Origin of the sequence: Marinobacterium sp. LSUCC0821 (assembly GCF_012848475.1) — a bacterium.
Taxonomy (GTDB): domain Bacteria; phylum Pseudomonadota; class Gammaproteobacteria; order Pseudomonadales; family Balneatricaceae; genus Marinobacterium_E.
In genome coordinates this window covers 1,046,700-1,063,373 of sequence record NZ_CP051666.1, presented here as the reverse complement: position 1 = coordinate 1,063,373, position 16,674 = coordinate 1,046,700, and the positions used below count along the sequence as shown (strand labels likewise).

The 16,674-nt window shown below is 47.8% G+C and carries 10 protein-coding genes; 4 read left to right on the top strand and 6 right to left on the bottom strand.

The window, feature by feature from the left end; translation table 11 throughout:
- Positions 1-135 precede the first annotated feature (135 nt).
- Positions 136-3,867, bottom strand: a complete 3,732-nt coding sequence (gene metH, locus HH196_RS05115) for a methionine synthase (RefSeq protein WP_169451085.1) — start codon at positions 3,865-3,867, stop codon at positions 136-138.
- 229 nt (positions 3,868-4,096) lie between these two features.
- Here metH and panD point away from each other — a divergent pair, with 229 nt between their 5' ends.
- The 3 genes from panD (at position 4,097) to HH196_RS05100 (ending at position 7,397) form a co-directional block, all read left to right on the top strand.
- Positions 4,097-4,531, top strand: coding sequence for an aspartate 1-decarboxylase (gene panD / locus HH196_RS05110; RefSeq protein WP_169451084.1), 435 nt, complete (start codon positions 4,097-4,099; stop codon positions 4,529-4,531).
- Between the two features lie 574 nt (positions 4,532-5,105).
- Complete coding sequence (locus HH196_RS05105; protein ID WP_169451083.1) at positions 5,106-6,998, top strand: propionyl-CoA synthetase; 1,893 nt, start codon at positions 5,106-5,108, stop codon at positions 6,996-6,998.
- 165 nt (positions 6,999-7,163) lie between these two features.
- Positions 7,164-7,397 (top strand): hypothetical protein, encoded by a 234-nt coding sequence (locus tag HH196_RS05100; RefSeq protein WP_169451082.1) that lies wholly within the window; start codon positions 7,164-7,166, stop codon positions 7,395-7,397.
- Positions 7,398-7,452: 55 nt separating this feature from the next.
- Here the strand turns inward: HH196_RS05100 and HH196_RS05095 are convergent, their stop codons facing one another.
- From HH196_RS05095 to HH196_RS05085, 3 genes are all read right to left on the bottom strand, one after another.
- A complete protein-coding gene (locus HH196_RS05095; protein ID WP_169451081.1) occupies positions 7,453-8,496 on the bottom strand; it encodes a LacI family DNA-binding transcriptional regulator in 1,044 nt (347 codons plus the stop codon).
- A 71-nt stretch (positions 8,497-8,567) separates the two neighbouring features.
- Entirely contained in the window at positions 8,568-10,187 is a 1,620-nt protein-coding gene (locus tag HH196_RS05090) for an alpha-amylase family glycosyl hydrolase (protein WP_169451080.1), read from the bottom strand.
- Positions 10,188-10,413: 226 nt separating this feature from the next.
- Positions 10,414-11,784, bottom strand: a complete 1,371-nt coding sequence (locus HH196_RS05085) for a glycoside hydrolase family 32 protein (RefSeq protein ID WP_169451079.1) — start codon at positions 11,782-11,784, stop codon at positions 10,414-10,416.
- Positions 11,785-11,984: 200 nt separating this feature from the next.
- Here HH196_RS05085 and HH196_RS05080 point away from each other — a divergent pair, with 200 nt between their 5' ends.
- A complete protein-coding gene (locus HH196_RS05080) occupies positions 11,985-13,337 on the top strand; it encodes a GH1 family beta-glucosidase (RefSeq protein ID WP_211160822.1) in 1,353 nt (450 codons plus the stop codon).
- On the opposite strand, the gene HH196_RS05075 is transcribed toward HH196_RS05080, so the two are convergent.
- Both HH196_RS05075 and HH196_RS05070 read right to left on the bottom strand, forming a co-directional pair.
- The gene (locus tag HH196_RS05075) at positions 13,326-15,002 is read right to left on the bottom strand and encodes an alpha-glucosidase (RefSeq protein ID WP_169451078.1); all 1,677 of its coding nucleotides are present in this window, start codon (positions 15,000-15,002) and stop codon (positions 13,326-13,328) included. The genes HH196_RS05080 and HH196_RS05075 overlap by 12 nt on opposite strands.
- 80 nt (positions 15,003-15,082) lie before the next feature.
- On the bottom strand, positions 15,083-16,669 hold the full coding sequence (locus HH196_RS05070; RefSeq protein ID WP_169451077.1) for an alpha-amylase family glycosyl hydrolase: 1,587 nt from the start codon (positions 16,667-16,669) through the stop codon (positions 15,083-15,085).
- Positions 16,670-16,674 lie beyond the last annotated feature (5 nt).

Here is a 16,674-nt window from a genome sequence, read left to right as displayed (position 1 = left end):
TACTTTTCCGACAAGGGAAAAGTAAGGCTGGTCGCCTTTAGGCGAGTAGAACGCATCTTATCTAGTTTTAACTCAAAGACCGATGACAGGCCTTCAGCCTGTCCCCCGCATTTTGGTCAACCGCTTATCAAGCGATCAGAGCGACTCCGGCTCATACCCAAGGTTTGGCGCCAACCAACGCTCGGCTTCAGATAACGACATCCCTTTGCGGTGGGCGTAATCTTCGACCTGATCTTCGCTGATTTTAGCGACACCAAAGTACTTAGCTTCTGGATGGCTAAAGTACCAACCGCTAACCGCTGCTGTTGGCAGCATTGCGTAGCTGTCGGTAAGGGTCATGCCGATATTTGCCTCGACATCCAATAGCTCCCATAACAGGCCCTTCTCGGTATGGTCTGGGCAAGCAGGGTAGCCAGGTGCAGGGCGGATGCCGACGTACTCTTCGCGAATAAGTGCTTCGTTATCGAGGCTCTCATCTGATGCGTAACCCCAGTAGTTGCGACGCACATCGGCGTGCATCTTCTCAGCAAGTGCTTCTGCTAAGCGGTCTGCAAGTGCTTTCACCATAATTGACTGGTAGTCGTCGTGGTCCTTTTCAAACTCAGCCACCATCTCATCAACACCTATACCTGCAGTAACGGCAAAGGCACCTAGGTAGTCTGCGGTATTGCTATCTTTGTTAGCGACATAATCAGAAAGACAGTGGTTGTATTTGCCCTCTATCTTCTGAGTCTGTTGGCGCAGGTGGTGAACTGTCATCAGTGGTGTATGGCGTGCCTCGTCAGTATAGAGTTCAACGTCGTCCCCTACACGGTTAGCAGGGAATAGACCCACCACAGCTCGCGCTTCAAGTCGCTTGTTGGCGATAATATCTGCAAGCATCACCTTGGCATCGGCAAAGAGTTTCGTTGCCTGTTCGCCTACGACCTCATCAGTCAAAATGCGTGGGTATTTTCCAGCAAGCTCCCAAGATTGGAAGAAAGGTGTCCAGTCGATGTAATCAACCAGTGACTCAAGTGGGATCTCTTTTAGAACATGCACGCCAGGCTCTTTTGGGACTGGTGGAACGTAGCCTTCCCAATTAACCGGTTCAGAATTGGCGCGTGCAGCATCGATATTGACGCGGCGCTGCTCGTTCTGACGTGCATGGTGGCGCTCACGCACTGCTTCGTACTCTGTACGAGTCTCATCCACAAAGGCTTGGTGGCGCTCTTTAGAGAGTAGGGCAGAGGCTACACCTACAGATCGTGAGGCGTTGGTGACATGCACCACTAGGTTGTTCTTGTAGCAGGGCTCAATCTTCACGGCAGTGTGCGCTTTAGATGTGGTTGCGCCACCGATCATAAGTGGGATATCGAAACCTTGGCGCTGCATCTCTTTTGCAACGTGTACCATCTCATCAAGTGATGGAGTAATGAGGCCCGATAGACCGATGATGTCCGCGTTCTGTTCGCGCGCCGTTCTAAGAATGGTCTCAGCTGGCACCATAACGCCAAGATCGACGATTTCGAAGTTGTTACATTGCAGTACTACGCCTACGATGTTTTTACCGATATCGTGCACGTCACCCTTTACGGTTGCCATGATCACTTTGCCGGCTGAGCTCGACTCGCTACCCTCTTTTTCAGCCTCGATAAATGGCATGAGGTAGGCTACCGCTTTCTTCATTACACGCGCAGACTTAACAACCTGTGGCAGGAACATCTTACCGGCGCCAAATAGGTCGCCGACAATTCCCATACCGCTCATCAACGGCCCTTCAATAACTAGAAGTGGGCGAGGGTAGAGCTTACGACACTCTTCCGTATCTTCATCGATGTAGTCGGTGATACCTTTGACTAACGCATGTGAAAGGCGCTCTTCAACTGGGAGTTCGCGCCACGCAAGGTCAGCACCTGCTGCCTGCATTGCTGCATCGCCGCGGTACTGCTCTGCATGTTCAAGCATGCGCTCTGTACCATCTTCACGACGGTTCAAGACGATATCTTCAACGTGCTTTCGAAGTGCTTCTGGGAGGTCATAATAGATAGCAAGTTGACCCGCGTTGACGATACCCATATCCATACCGTTTTTAATGGCGTGGTACAGGAATACACAGTGGATTGCTTCACGAACTTTGTCGTTACCACGGAAAGAGAATGAGACGTTAGAAACCCCGCCAGAGATCATGGCGTGTGGCAGATTGCGCTTGATCCATGCTGTCGCTTCTATGAAGTCGACGGCGTAGTTGTCGTGCTCTTCGATGCCGGTGGCGATAGCGAAGATGTTTGGATCGAAAATAATATCTTCTGGAGGGAAGCCCACTTTATCGACCAGGACGCGGTACGAGCGTTCACAGATCTCAATCTTTCGTTCATAGGTATCTGCCTGGCCCACTTCATCGAAGGCCATAACCACAACAGCAGCACCGTAACGTCTAACCAGTTTTGCCTGAGCGATAAACTTCTCTTCGCCCTCTTTGAGGCTAATTGAGTTAACAACGCCCTTACCTTGAATTCGTTTTAGACCCTCTTCAATGATCTCCCATTTTGAAGAGTCGATCATAATAGGCACTCGAGAGATATCTGGCTCTGAAGCAATCAGGTTTAAGAAACGGCACATTGCCGCTTCCGCATCGAGCATACCCTCATCCATGTTGATATCGATGATCTGGGCACCGCTCTCAACCTGCTGACGCGCTACTTCAAGTGCGGTCTCGTAGTCGCCCTCTTTAATGAGACGACGGAATTTTGCAGAACCGGTAACGTTAGTACGCTCACCCACGTTCACAAATAACGTTTCAGGGCCAATAGTCAGTGGTTCAAGACCGGCTAAACGACACTCAATTGCGATTTCAGGAATCTTGCGAGGTGATTGTTTAATCACACCTTCACGAATCACGCGGATGTGCTCAGGCGTGGTGCCACAACAGCCACCCACAATATTTACAAAACCATCTTTAGCCCAGTCGGCAATCTCATCGCGCATCTGCTGTGCGGTTTCATCATATTCACCGAAGGCATTTGGTAGACCAGCGTTAGGGTGAACCGATACATAGGTGTCGGAGATACGCGAAAGCTCCTCTACGTACTGGCGAAGCTCTTTCGGCCCCAATGCACAGTTAAGGCCAATTGAGAGTGGTTTAGCGTGGCGTAACGAGTTGTAGAAGGCTTCAGTTGTCTGGCCTGAAAGGGTACGGCCCGAGGCGTCAGTAATGGTTCCGCTGATCATCACAGGAAGACGGAAACCGTGATCGTCGAAGTACTGCTCACAAGCAAATACAGCTGCTTTGGCGTTTAGGGTATCGAAGATGGTCTCAATCAAAATGATGTCTGAGCCACCCTCAACAAGACCGTCGATAGACTCTGTATAAGCTACTACCAACTGATCGAAAGTGACATTGCGGAAACCTGGATCGTTTACATCAGGAGAGATTGTCGCTGTGCGGTTTGTTGGGCCAAGGACACCGGCAACAAAACGAGGACGGTCTGGCGTCTCTGCGTTCATGCGATCGACGGCACGACGTGCAACGCGTGCAGCCTCTACGTTGATCTCACGGTTGAGTTCTTCCATCTCATAGTCAGCCATTGCGATAGTGGTGGCGTTAAATGAGTTGGTCTCGATAATGTCAGCACCCGCTAGAAGGTACTTGTAGTGGATCTCTTCAATAATCTGCGGCTGGGTTAGCACTAGCAGGTCGTTGTTGCCTTTAACATCGCAATGCCAGTCAGCAAAGCGCGTGCCACGGTAGTCAGCCTCTTCTAACTTGTAGCCTTGAATCATAGTACCCATGGCACCATCGAGCATCAAAATGCGTTCTTCAAGTAGTTGTTTTAGTTGAGCTTCTATCGCTTTGTAATCGCGCACGCGCACATCCTTGCTTATCATTTATTCGGACCTAGCTTTAAGGGGCGCAATGATACATCAAAGTGGCATCGCCTTGCCTGATAAGTGTTCAAGCTTATTTGAATAGAACTCATGTAAATTGCATCTTTAGTTGATATTTTTTTGAAAATGGTGAGATCCAGAAGAAAAAGCTATATCATCCGCGCCAATTTCCTATTGGTGGTCTTTTAACCAGCAGTAGGCACGCGAAACAAAGAGAGGTATCTCTGAGATGTACCAAACATTTTTGAAGGCAAAACTTCACCGTGTAACAGCGACTCACGCAGAGCTTCACTACGAAGGCTCATGTGCTATCGACTCTGATCTTTTAGATGCATCGGGTATTCGTGAATACGAAATGATCCACATCTACAACATCAACAATGGTGAGCGTTTTACCACCTACGCTATTCGTGCTGAAGCGGGTAGTGGGGTTATCTCGGTGAATGGTGCTGCTGCACACCGTGCGAACAAAGGTGACCTACTCATTATCGCTGCCTATGTTCAGCTAGATGATGAAGAGGCGAAGTTTCACCAGCCAACACTCTGCTACTTCGAAAACGCTCAAAATGAGTATGACCCAAGTATCAGTGACGACGCATTGCGTGCGCGTAACAAGATGACCTCATCTAAGAACGCGATTCCTGTTCAAACTGCAGATATGTAATTTAGACATCGGGGTCAGAGTAGTCGAACATGCCTGCATGCTCGACTACTCTGACCCCTTTTTTATGTTCAGGACGAACGGTATGCCGCGGTGCCATGGATGGCAAGGAGCGGTTATGTTCAGGACGAACGGTATGCCGCGGTGCCATGGATGGCAAGGAGCGGTTATGTTCAGGACGAACGGTATGCCGCGGTGCCATGGATGGCAAAGAGCGGTGAATGTCTGGAAGACGCGGATAAGGCAGATGACAGGCTGAAAGCCAGTCACTGCGACTCTGTAGTTAGTTTAGTGTTTTGCTGGCAGGCTTTTAGCCTGTCATCCGCTTTTTCAGATAGTACAATCTTCAGATTGTCGACAATCTGTCTAATCGCTACTTCATATTAGACCTAAATCTAATACCCCCTGAATATCCCGAAATACGGCTCTCTTCCCTGTATTCCCTTGTATCTATCGCCTTAAGTATTAAATAAAACTGTCGATTTATTGTGTAAGGTTGCATCCATAAATTGAGAAAAAGTGTCAACAATCGGCCTTTTCTTAAGGATTAATCGTTTAAAAGCTAAAGGGATCCACGATGTCTTATCAGAGTGAGTACAGCAAATCGATCGAAACCCCGGAACTATTCTGGGCAGAAAAAGCGGCAGACCTTCCTTGGTTTAGCCAACCAAAAACTATTCTATCCAAAGATGAGAATGGTATTGATCGTTGGTTCGCTGATGGTGAGATGAACACCTGTTACATGGCGGTTGATTACCATGTTGAGCAAGGCCGTGGTGACCAAGCAGCGATGCTTTACGATTCGCCTGTAACTAACACTAAGCAGACAATTACCTACTCTGAACTTAAAGATCAGGTCTCTCGCTTTGCCGGTGTCCTGCAGTCTAAGGGTGTGGAAAAGGGCGATCGTGTCGTTATCTATATGCCGATGATTCCTGAAGCCGTTGTTGCCATGCTGGCCGTTGCGCGTCTAGGAGCGATTCACTCTGTTGTATTCGGTGGTTTCGCACCTCACGAACTTGCAGTGCGTATTGAAGATGCTGAGCCGAAAGTGATCGTTTCGGCATCATGCGGTATTGAAGTGGCTAAAGTGCTTCCATACAAACCTATGGTCGATGAAGCGATTGAGCTCTCTTCGCACAAGCCTAGCAGTGTGGTGGTTTTCCAGCGTGAACAGGCATTGGCTGAACTAAACAATGCCCGTGATTGCGATTGGTCTGCAGAGATGGCTAAAGCCCCTGCAGTAGCGCCAGTTCCAGTTAAGGGTACTGATCCTCTGTACATCCTCTACACCTCAGGTACCACTGGTAAGCCAAAGGGTGTTGTTCGTGATAACGGTGGTCATGCGACAGCACTGAACTACTCAATGAAAGCGATCTACAACGTGAAAGCCGGCGATGTATTCTGGGCCGCTTCTGATGTGGGTTGGGTTGTAGGTCACTCATACATTGTTTATGGACCACTTCTAGCTGGCTGTACAACGATCGTTTACGAAGGTAAGCCAGTTCGTACTCCGGATGCAGGCGCTTTCTGGCGTGTGTGTGAAGAGTACAAAGCGAAGATTCTATTTGCTGCGCCAACTGCGTTCCGTGCGATTAAGAAAGAGGATCCAGAAGCGCTTGAGGTGGGCAAGTATGACCTTTCGAACCTTCAGACTATCTTCATGGCGGGTGAGCGTCTTGACCCTCCAACTTACGATTGGACTATCGAGAAGACAGGCAAACCTGTAGTTGACCACTGGTGGCAGACTGAAACAGGTTGGGCAATTTGTGGCAACCTAATGGGTGTTGAACCTATGCCGCCTAAGCCAGGTTCTGCAACGCTGCCTAGCCCAGGCTTTAACGTGCAGATCGTTGATGAAGCGGGTAATGAACTGCCTGCAGGTGTGCAGGGCTCTATTGCAATCAAATTACCACTTCCACCAAGCTGTCTACCGACTGTTTGGGGTGATTTCGAGCGCTTCAAATCAGGTTACCTATCAGATGTTGAAGGCTTCTACACTTCGGGTGACGGCGGCTACAAGGATGAAGATGGTTACGTATTCATCATGGGTCGTACCGATGATGTGATTAACGTTGCCGGTCACCGTTTATCAACGGGTGAGATGGAAGAGATTGTTGCTGCGCATAATGCGGTTGCAGAGTGTGCTGTTATCGGTATCCAAGAGCAGCTGAAAGGCCAGGAACCAATTGGTCTTGTGATCCTTAAAGATGGCGTGGATATCTCAAACGAGCAGCTTGAAGCAGAGCTTGTTGCTAGCATCCGTAAAGAGATTGGCCCTATCGCTTGTTTCAAACGTGCGCTCATTGTTAAGCGTCTACCTAAAACGCGTTCAGGTAAGATTCTTCGTAAACTGCTTCGTCAGATTGCAGATGGCCAGGAATACACTGTACCTTCAACTATCGACGATCCAGCAAGCTTGCCAGAGATCGAAGGTATCATGCGTGAGCATGGGATGATTTCGGGTTAATCTGATTCAACGTTGCGGGTCTGACCCCAAAAAAAGGACACCCATCTAGGGTGTCCTTTTTTATTGAATAAAACTCATCAATCCTGTGAAAATAGATCCGTTGAGTAGTTAGACCTTGGTCGTATATATTAGTCCCATCTTAAATTAACGATGGGAGCCGACAAAATGAAGTCACAAATCCTAGATCAACAGACACTACTTGAACTACTTGATAGCAACGATCTTTCTGAAACCCAGAAAATTCAGCTTGTTGAGTGGTACGCTGCACAACTTCGTCGTGAAGAGATGGCTAAGGTTGTTAAAGCTGCAGTTGCTAAAGTGAAAGCTAAGGTGGAGCAGATCGTTAACAAACGCGCTGTCTCTCAAGTATTTAGCTCACCACTGATGCGTGCTCACTAATAGTTGAATCAAAATAAATGAAAAGGCGCTTAGGCGCCTTTTTTGTTGCCTTGATTTAAGGACAAGACTCTCCGATTAACAGCTCAGTCGGCATGATGACATCATCTTTGGTTTTGCCATCAATAAACAGCTTGGCGGCCATGCGACCCTTCTCGGTGGAGTGTTGCTGAATAGTTGTAATGGTGGGGTGAAAGTTTTGTGCCTGGGGGATGCCATCAAAACCGACAATTTTAATCTCATCTGGAATCTTAATTCCCATCTGTGTTGCCATGGCGCGGGTGGCGATGGCAATGACATCAGACTGGCAGATGAATAGGTCAGGTCTATCGGGAGAACTCAACGCTTCAAAAGCGGCTCTGCTGGCAAGATTATGATCGTTAGCCGGTAGGTTCCATATGCGATTCCAAGGCCGTGCAATACCGGCTGCATCTAATGCATCGAAGGTGCCGTTTAAGCGGTCGATAGAGAGAGTCAGCCCAAGGTTATCGAGATCTGCCTCTTGCACCATTTTCATCTCAGTATCGGAGTTCAACCTAAGGCCCATAATCGCAATTTTCTTGGGGTTATGCTTCAGGGCATGTTCTGTGATGACTCGCGATGAAGAGCGGTTATCGATATTGATAGATGCGTAGCCCTTAAGAAAGTGATCGACAACGATTAAGCGTTTTTGCTGCCGCAAGAGGTGATCGAGGGTTTTACCGCTGGGCACAGAGCCATAGACGATAAAGCCATCAACCATCGATTCGTGCAGGCGCTGACGATTGGACTGATCCATATCGCGAGCTGAGAGCAGCAGCATGTTGATGTGTGCCTTATCAAACTCTTCAGCTAAACCTGATAGAAAGTGACTGCCAACGTAATCATTCATTGAGTGAGCAAGGCGATCACTAAGCACCACCCCAACAACCCCGCTACGACCAGTCCTTAAATAGCGCCCAGCAGCACTTGGTCCTACGTAGCCTAGCTCTTTACACTGGGCAAGAATGCGAGTGCGTAGGGCTTCTGATAGCTGGTCTGGTCTATTAAAGGCATTAGAGATAGTGGCTGTCGATACACCGATCGCTTTGGCGACATCTTTAATGGTCATTTTTTTGGTCATAGCGTTTCCTACACTGGGGTCTGAGTAATCAAATTAAGAGTTGTCTAATAAGACGACTCTGACCCCGTTTGTTAGATCTCTGCAAACAGCGCTTGGTAAGCTGGCAGTTGAATCTCGCCATCAATGAAACGTCCAGTGAATCCGTGCTCAGTATGCACCGATTTCACCTCTTCGCTCCAAGGCAGGAAGATATCGTTCCCCGTCATATTGATAGCGACTAATAGCTTCTGCTCCTGATTGCATCGTTTGAAAATAAGAGCATCGCCCGTATTTTCAACAAGCTCCATCTCGCCATCGATCAGTGCACTCTGTTTCTGACGCCAATGGATAAATGTCCGAACAGCGTTTAGAACAGAGTTAGCCTCTTGGTCCTGCTCTGAGACTGAAAGGGGTAGGTGGTTTGCATCGACTGGAAGCCAAGGCTCTACTAGAGCAAAACCGCCGTGGTCACTGTCTGTCCATGGCATCGGGGTACGACAGCCATCACGGCCCTTGTATTCAGGCCAGAACTCAATGCCATAGGGGTCCTGAAGTTTCTCAAACGGTACATCGGCTTGAGGTAGGCCAAGCTCTTCACCCTGGTAGAGGCATACACTGCCGCGAAGGCTCATTAGCATTGCTAGTGATACCTGTGGGAAGCGCGTTGGATCCTCATCACGACCCCAACGAGTAGCACTGCGCTGTACGTCGTGGTTAGAGATTGCCCAGCATGGCCAAGCATCGCCTGCGCCTGCGCGGAAGTTTCGTAATACTGTGCGGATGTATTCCGTATCGTGTTGCTCTTCTAGCAGGTCAAAGGTGTAAGCCATGTGAAGTTTGTCACCGCCACTGGTGTACTCTGCTACACGCTCAAGTGCACTGTATGGGTCCACTCCAATCTCACCTACCAAGGTTGTTTCAGGGTATTCATCCATTAGTTTGCGCATATCTTGCAGGAATGCGAGGTTTTCTGGTCGGCTCAAGTTATAGATGTGACGCTGGCGCGAGAATGGGTTGCTGCGAGGAATGCCCCCTGTTGGAAGCTGATCTGCAGGCCAAGGTGGGTTATCACGAAGTTCAGCATCGTGGTAGTAGAGGTTAACCGTATCCAAGCGGAAACCATCTACTCCAAGATCCAACCAGAAACGCATGTTATCAAGATTGGCTTTGCGCACCTCAGGGTTATGGAAGTTCAGATCTGGCTGGCTTACAAGGAAGTTGTGCAGATAGTACTGCTGACGACGAGTATCCCACTGCCATGCTGAGCCACCGAAGATAGATAGCCAGTTGTTTGGAGGTGTGCCATCCTCTTTAGGATCTGCCCACACATACCAGTCCGCTTTTGCGTTGGTACGTGATGAACGACTCTCCTGGAACCACTCATGTTGATCAGAGCTGTGGCTAATAACCTGGTCGATCATCACCTTTATGTTGAGGCGATGAGCTTCAGCAACCAGAGCTTTGAAATCGTCGATGGTTCCGAACATTGGATCGGTATCGCGGTAGTCGCTTACGTCGTAACCAAAGTCTTTCATCGGTGATTTGAAGAAAGGTGAGAGCCAGATAGCATCAACGCCTAACGAAGCGACATACTCAAGCTTCATGGTGATGCCTTTAAGATCGCCAATGCCGTCCCCGCGACTATCCATGTAGCTGCGTGGGTAAATTTGATAGATGATTCCGCCTTTCCACCAAGGGTTTGAACTGGCCATCCCTGTGCTCCTAATAAGAAATTACTTAAACGATTTAGATGCTAGCAAATTTAAGGGGAGAGGCAACGGTTTTTCGAGCTTAAATTTGCTGAAACGTTACGCGGGTGCGAACGGATCTGTGTCTGGAAGACGCTGGTAGAGCCGTTGACAGGCTGAAGCCAGTCACGGCAGCTTCGTAGTTGGTTCAGTATGCAGGTGACAGGCCTTCAGCCTGTCATCCGCTTTTTCAGTCGGCAGAGAGTCCAGCAGTCTCAAACAGCTGCGTTACACTCACCAACCCATCAGCCAATAGAAGCTCCACACCAAAAGGAGTCACCAACCACTCAATGGTTATTTCAGAAGAGGAGTAAGCAAACGAACGTGTGTAGTCGTGAGAGAAGTTCTCTTTAAACAGCAAGTCACTTGAATCACTGATACGAACCATCTGAATAGTAAAACCGGTCTCGGTACGTGCGATATTGATCTGATCGGTCGCACTAGCAAAACGAAGCTCAACAACACTGTGCACTGCAAAATTGATGGTCGCTTTACCGTGCTCATTTGTTGCAGTATCTAGAGTCAGAAACTCCTGATCATTAAGTTCCTCTTCAAGTAGACGATCCAAAGCAATCTCAGGTGCGAAACTTTGCGCAACTCGTAATCCCTCATCACAACTAACCAGTTTAAATGAGCGTGGGATCCCCATCTGACCGCGACGAATCACGGCAGGTATCTCGTTTGCATATCGCCAGTTATTCATCCAAGAGATGCCAAGTCGCGCACCATTGGGGGCGTCGGACCAGCTTTGAGTAGCGTAGTAATCACGCCCCTCATCTAGATAGAGAATTGTCTCGGGGTTATTCGCATTAGTGAAAGTTTTACCATCAAAACTACCCACAAAATATTGTGTGTATGAGCCAAAATGAACATCTGGGCTCATGCCGATGCCAACAATGAGTACCCAAGCAGATTCACCTGATTCGGAAGTTAGTTTAAATAGGTCAGGGCACTCCCACGGGTGCCACTCATGTGCACCTTGCCCCTCACCAAACTCAGAACAAAATTGCCATTTGGTCAGGTTTTTAGATCTATAAAAACTAATGCTTTGACGTGTTGCCAAACACATAATCCAGTGCTGACTCTCTTCATGCCAAAAGACCTTAGGATCGCGAAAATCAGAAAATCCTGGATTAAGAAGAACCGGGTTATTTTCGTATTTAGTCCAGCTCTCACCACCATCACTTGAATATGCAATGCACTGATCCTGAATGTAACCGCGATCAAAACCATCTAACTCGCGATGCACAGTATAGAAAGCAACTAGGCCTGATTTGCCTTTAAATAGGCCTGAACTATCTTTCCAATCAACAACCGCACTACCAGAAAAGCATGCGCCAAGCTCGTCTGGAACTAGAGTGATCGGTTTATGAGACCAGGTTTCTAGATCTTTTGAAGTAGCATGCCCCCAATGCATCGGCCCCCAGGTCATCCCATCAGGATGATGCTGGTAGAAGAGGTGATAGGTTTCATTGCAATAGACCAATCCATTAGGATCGTTTATCCAGCCTTTTGGGGCTTGGAAATGCTGTAGATCAGATGCGTGGATTGGCTTAGACATTAAGGTAGAAATTATCAGGTAATGATGGTTTTTACGTTTTCTTAAACGTTTTAGAAATCGTATCAAATCTGTTGCTCTGTAAGTATCGTAAATGCACTTAACTTCCTCTTAAATTTACCGCGTGTGCGAAAAGTGCCTGTAAGTTTTTAGAGGGCAGGGTAGTCTTGTGACATCAATGAGATCTAGGGTATGGATAAACAATGAATAAAATAAAAATTGATGAGTTGATAAGCGAAACATCAATAATGCGCAGCAAGGATTTTGTCTGGGGAGTTGCTACTTCGAGTTATCAGATTGAAGGTGCAGCTACCCTTGATGGTCGCTTGGCTTCGATTTGGGATGCGTTTTGTGAAGAGAAGGGGCGAATTTTAGATGGTTCAACGGGTGGTGTTGCTTGTGATCACTACCACCTTTTCGAAGAGGATTTAGATCTCATCAAATCGCTTGGTTTTAGTTCTTACCGATTTTCTATTGCTTGGCCACGCGTTGTAGATATCAATGGCAATCCTAATGAATTAGGTTTGTTGTTCTATGAAAGGTTGATCGATGGAATGTTAGCGAGAGGCATTGAGCCGATGCTCACTCTCTATCACTGGGATCTACCAGACCATCTTCAGCAGATCGGTGGCTGGACAAATTCTGACGTTCAAAATCTGTTTTCCGATTATGCGGCTTTGGTAATGGAACGCTATGGAAACCGTGTTAAGTATTGGGCGACACATAATGAACCATGGTGCTCTAGCTTCTTGAGTTTTGATCTAGGGATTCACGCTCCTGGTAAGACAGATCGCTATGAAGCGATGGCTGTAGGTAAGGGACTTTTGATGGCACATGGCAAAGCGATCAAGAAAATGAGAGAGATTAACCCCTCGGCTCAGCTTGGTATTGTGATTAATCCAATAGTGTCATTTCCACATACATCCTCTGAACGTGATCAAAAAGCGGCTGAAATCCATCAGGCTGAATTGAACGATTTTTGGTTCGATCCTTTAAATGGCAAGAAACCCCCAGAATGTTTAGATCTGCCGAACCTATCTATGAGCGATCTCTTTAAGCCAGAAGATCTCGATTTAATTAGTCAGCCCATCGACTTTGTTGGTGTTAACTACTACACCAGAGCGGTTATAGAGCAAGCTGATAATATTAGGGGGTATGAACAAGTAAATATTCCAAATGTTGAGCGAACTCATATTGGATGGGAAGTATATCCAGAGGGTTTAGAACAGCTTCTTAAAGAGCTCCAAGCAAGCTGGCCTATGCCAACTTGGTTTATTACCGAGAATGGCGCTGCTACGGATGACGTTATTGTAAGTGGCAAATGCGAGGATGCGCAGCGTCAAAGGTATTTTCAAACACATTTAGGCGCTGTTGATCGAGCAATATCCTCAGGGGTTCCAGTGAAAGGCTATTACGCCTGGTCACTAATGGACAACTTTGAGTGGGCGTTTGGCTATTCACAGCGGTTTGGGATTGTCTACGTTGATTATGAAACACAAGAGCGCTATCCCAAGGGGAGCGCTCTTGCCTTTAAGAATTTTTTATTACATGGCTAATCGGTAAAGCCGAGCCTCCCATGGTCTTAGATTAGCTGTAGATTGAGTGATTTTGCTCTTGTTAGGGTAGTTCGACAGAGTGCAATCGTATCCGTCGAACTGCTCTGGCAGCACGAAGGCGATCGCCTCGTTCGACATGTTAAGAACCACAAGGTGGGTGCATGTTTCGGTCGAACGGGAATAGGCAAATACTGAGCCATGATCGGGATCGATATCGTAGTAGTCGCCATAGATTAGATCTAGATTCTCTTTGCGATACGATAGAAGCTGCTTATGGAAGGCCAGTACGGAGTTCGGATCTTGCTGGTTTGCCTTCACATTGATGTCGCTAAAATTTGGATTTACTAAGAACCAGCTCTTTTCACCGCTGGTGAATCCAGCGTTTGGCGCATCACTCCACTGCATCGGCGTGCGCGCATGGTCACGCCCCGTCTGGTTTAGATGGTAGAGATACTCTGATTGCGGAACTCCATTTTCGGTTACCTGAGGCAGCATGCCTCGCACTTCAATATCATCAAACTGGCTAAAGTCAGTGAAGTTGTAGTTGGTCATGTCGATCTCTTCACCTTGATAGATGAAGGGAGTGCCTTTCTGTGTCAGCAGCAGCATCGCTAGCAACTTAGCAGACTGGTCACGATATTCGGCTGAGGCGTTCCCGAAGGTACTAACAGCTCGAGGGTTGTCGTGATTGGTCAAAAAAATGGTAGGCCAGTGGAACTGATCTGCTCCCGCCTGAACGGAGAAGAGCCCTTTCCAATCGGGTAGGGCCCAGCCAGTCTGGCGCCAGTTGTCTCTACCTACTCGCGCGATATCAAAGATAAAGGCCAGATCAAGTTCTCTCCTACGTTCGTCAGTTAGACGCTGTGCTCGCGCGGCATTGATACCGAAACACTCGCCTACCGAAAATGCGTCGTACTGTGACATCACCTCGTTGTTCATCTCGTGCAGGAATTCGTGCAGCCGAGGACCGGATGCATAGAATGTCTCTGGGTGGTGCAGGGTCTCGGCATCTAGGTCAGGGTAGTTTTGATCTTTTGAAATCAACGGGATAACGTCCATACGGAAGCCATCTACCCCTTTGTCTAGCCAGAAACGCATCAGTTCATAGATTTCACTGCGCAGCTTGGGGTTCTCCCAGTTAAGATCCGGCTGCTTTTTACCGAAGTAGTGCAGATAGTACTCGCCGTCTTGGCCAGATTGCTCCCAAGCGGAGCCGCCAAAGAAGGCGGGAAAATTATTGGGCGGTGCGCCATCTTTTCCAGGTTTCCAGATATAGTAATTACGGTAGGGAGAATCTTTTGAGGACTTGCTCTGTTCGAACCACTCGTGCTCATCACTGGAGTGGTTAACCACAAGATCGATAATCAGCTTCATATCGCGTTCTTTGATGCCAGCGAGCATCTCATCGAAGTCTGCCATTGTGCCGAACTCATCCATCACTTTGCGGTAGTCGCGAATATCGTAGCCGTTATCGTCATTGGGTGAGTCGAAATGGGGGCTGAGCCAGATAATATTGACACCCAAATCCTTAAGGTAATCAAGCTCCGAGATGATGCCCTGAATATCGCCAATGCCATCACCGTTGGAGTCTTTAAATGAGCGAGGGTAGATCTGGTAGACCACTTGTTCTTTCCACCATTTACGCTCAAATCCGTTATATTTCATTGTGTATCTCCGCAGAAATAAAAAAGGATCTATTGGCCAGTACATTGCTCAATGTCAGACCTAATAGACCCTAATGCTTCTTAGTTCAGTCGAAGCAGGACAAAACCATTAGTTTTAAGCGTAAATTGACCATTATGCTCTTCAGCTTGGTTGCTGATGAGCACCGTGCCGTTTTTCGCTGTGTAGCTTTGAGCTTTATCAGAGAGGTTGAAAATACACTGAATCTCTCCGCCACGAATGAAGTCTAAGATAGCTTCGTCTGAAGTGATGTACTCAGTAGCTCCAGTGCGTAGCGCCTGCGACTCGCCGCGAATCTTCAGAATCTCACGATAGGTTTCAAATACAGAGCCATCGACCCCCACTTGAGTATCTGCGGAACGCTCTAGCTGAGGCTGTTTAACTGGAAGCCAAGGTTTAACATTGCCGAAACCGCCGTTGGTCTCGTTGGCGCTCCAAGTCATTGGTGTTCGACAACCATCGCGGCCTTTATCTTCAGGCCAGAAACGAATTCCTTGAGGATCGGTAAGTTCACTGTATTCAAGGTTAGTCTCAAGCTGCCCCATCTCTTCACCTTGATAGATACAGATCGAACCTTGTTGGGTTAGCAGCAACGCACCTGCAAGCTTAGCAAGGTCATTACGATCCATGCCCTCTTTGTACCAGCGACTAGCGTGACGTACTACGTCGTGGTTCGAAAATGCCCAGCATGGCCAGCCGTTAGGAGCTCCTTCAAAGAAAGCCTCAACCTGATGGCGGAAGTGTTTAGGAGTGAATTGATAGCTAAGCATCTCAAACGAATACGCCATGTGTAAGCGATTGTCAGTCGTATACTGTCCCATAATCTCGATGGGGTGGTGTGCTTCACCCACTTCACCGACCAAAGTACGATCATCGTACTCATCCAATAGGGCACGCATCCTCTGCAGAAATACCAGGTTCTCTGGCTGGTTTTTGGAGAACATATGGTAAAGGTAGTGGTATGGATTCCACTCACCTTTTTCTGGATCTGTTTTTGGATTCGCTGGGTCGTTACGAAGCAGCTTGTCATGGAAGTAGAAGTTCACAGTATCTAGACGGAAACCGTCAACACCTCGATCTAACCAAAAGCGCATATTATCTAGATGGTACTGCTGCACTTCAGGGTTGTGGAAGTTGAAGTCCGGCTGTTCAGCCAAGAAGTTGTGCTGGTAGTACTGGCGACGACGTGGTTCCCAACTCCAGCCTATACCACCAAAGATTGCTTGCCAGTTATTTGGAGCACTGCCATCTGGGTTTGGATCTGCCCATACATACCAGTCAGCCTTATCATTTGTTTTGTCCATTCGGCTCTGCTGAAAGAACGGATGCTCGTTTGATGAGTGGCTAATCACCTGATCTATCATGACTTTCAAACCGAGAGCGTGAGCTTTTTCGATCATAGCGTCGAAGTCAGCCAACGTGCCAAACGACGGATCGATATCGCAGTAATCTGAAACGTCATAACCCATATCTTTCATGGGCGATGTAAAAATAGGTGATAACCAAATGGCGTCAGCACCTAGGTTTGCTATGTGTTCCAAACGTGAGGTGATACCTGGGATATCACCGATTCCGTCGTTATTTGAATCCTGATATGAGCGCGGATAAATCTGATAAATGACCGCGCCTTTCCACCAATCCGTATTCATAGCTT

What these genes read in the sequence shown, in the direction of transcription:
- metH (WP_169451085.1), bottom strand. Translation starts at nt 3,867, where the DNA reads ATGATAAGCAAGGATGTGCGCGTGCGCGATTACAAAGCGATAGAAGCT.
- panD (WP_169451084.1), top strand. Translation starts at nt 4,097, where the DNA reads ATGTACCAAACATTTTTGAAGGCAAAACTTCACCGTGTAACAGCGACT.
- HH196_RS05105 (WP_169451083.1), top strand. Translation starts at nt 5,106, where the DNA reads ATGTCTTATCAGAGTGAGTACAGCAAATCGATCGAAACCCCGGAACTA.
- HH196_RS05100 (WP_169451082.1), top strand. Translation starts at nt 7,164, where the DNA reads ATGAAGTCACAAATCCTAGATCAACAGACACTACTTGAACTACTTGAT.
- HH196_RS05095 (WP_169451081.1), bottom strand. Translation starts at nt 8,496, where the DNA reads ATGACCAAAAAAATGACCATTAAAGATGTCGCCAAAGCGATCGGTGTA.
- HH196_RS05090 (WP_169451080.1), bottom strand. Translation starts at nt 10,187, where the DNA reads ATGGCCAGTTCAAACCCTTGGTGGAAAGGCGGAATCATCTATCAAATT.
- HH196_RS05085 (WP_169451079.1), bottom strand. Translation starts at nt 11,784, where the DNA reads ATGTCTAAGCCAATCCACGCATCTGATCTACAGCATTTCCAAGCCCCA.
- HH196_RS05080 (WP_211160822.1), top strand. Translation starts at nt 11,985, where the DNA reads ATGAATAAAATAAAAATTGATGAGTTGATAAGCGAAACATCAATAATG.
- HH196_RS05075 (WP_169451078.1), bottom strand. Translation starts at nt 15,002, where the DNA reads ATGAAATATAACGGATTTGAGCGTAAATGGTGGAAAGAACAAGTGGTC.
- HH196_RS05070 (WP_169451077.1), bottom strand. Translation starts at nt 16,669, where the DNA reads ATGAATACGGATTGGTGGAAAGGCGCGGTCATTTATCAGATTTATCCG.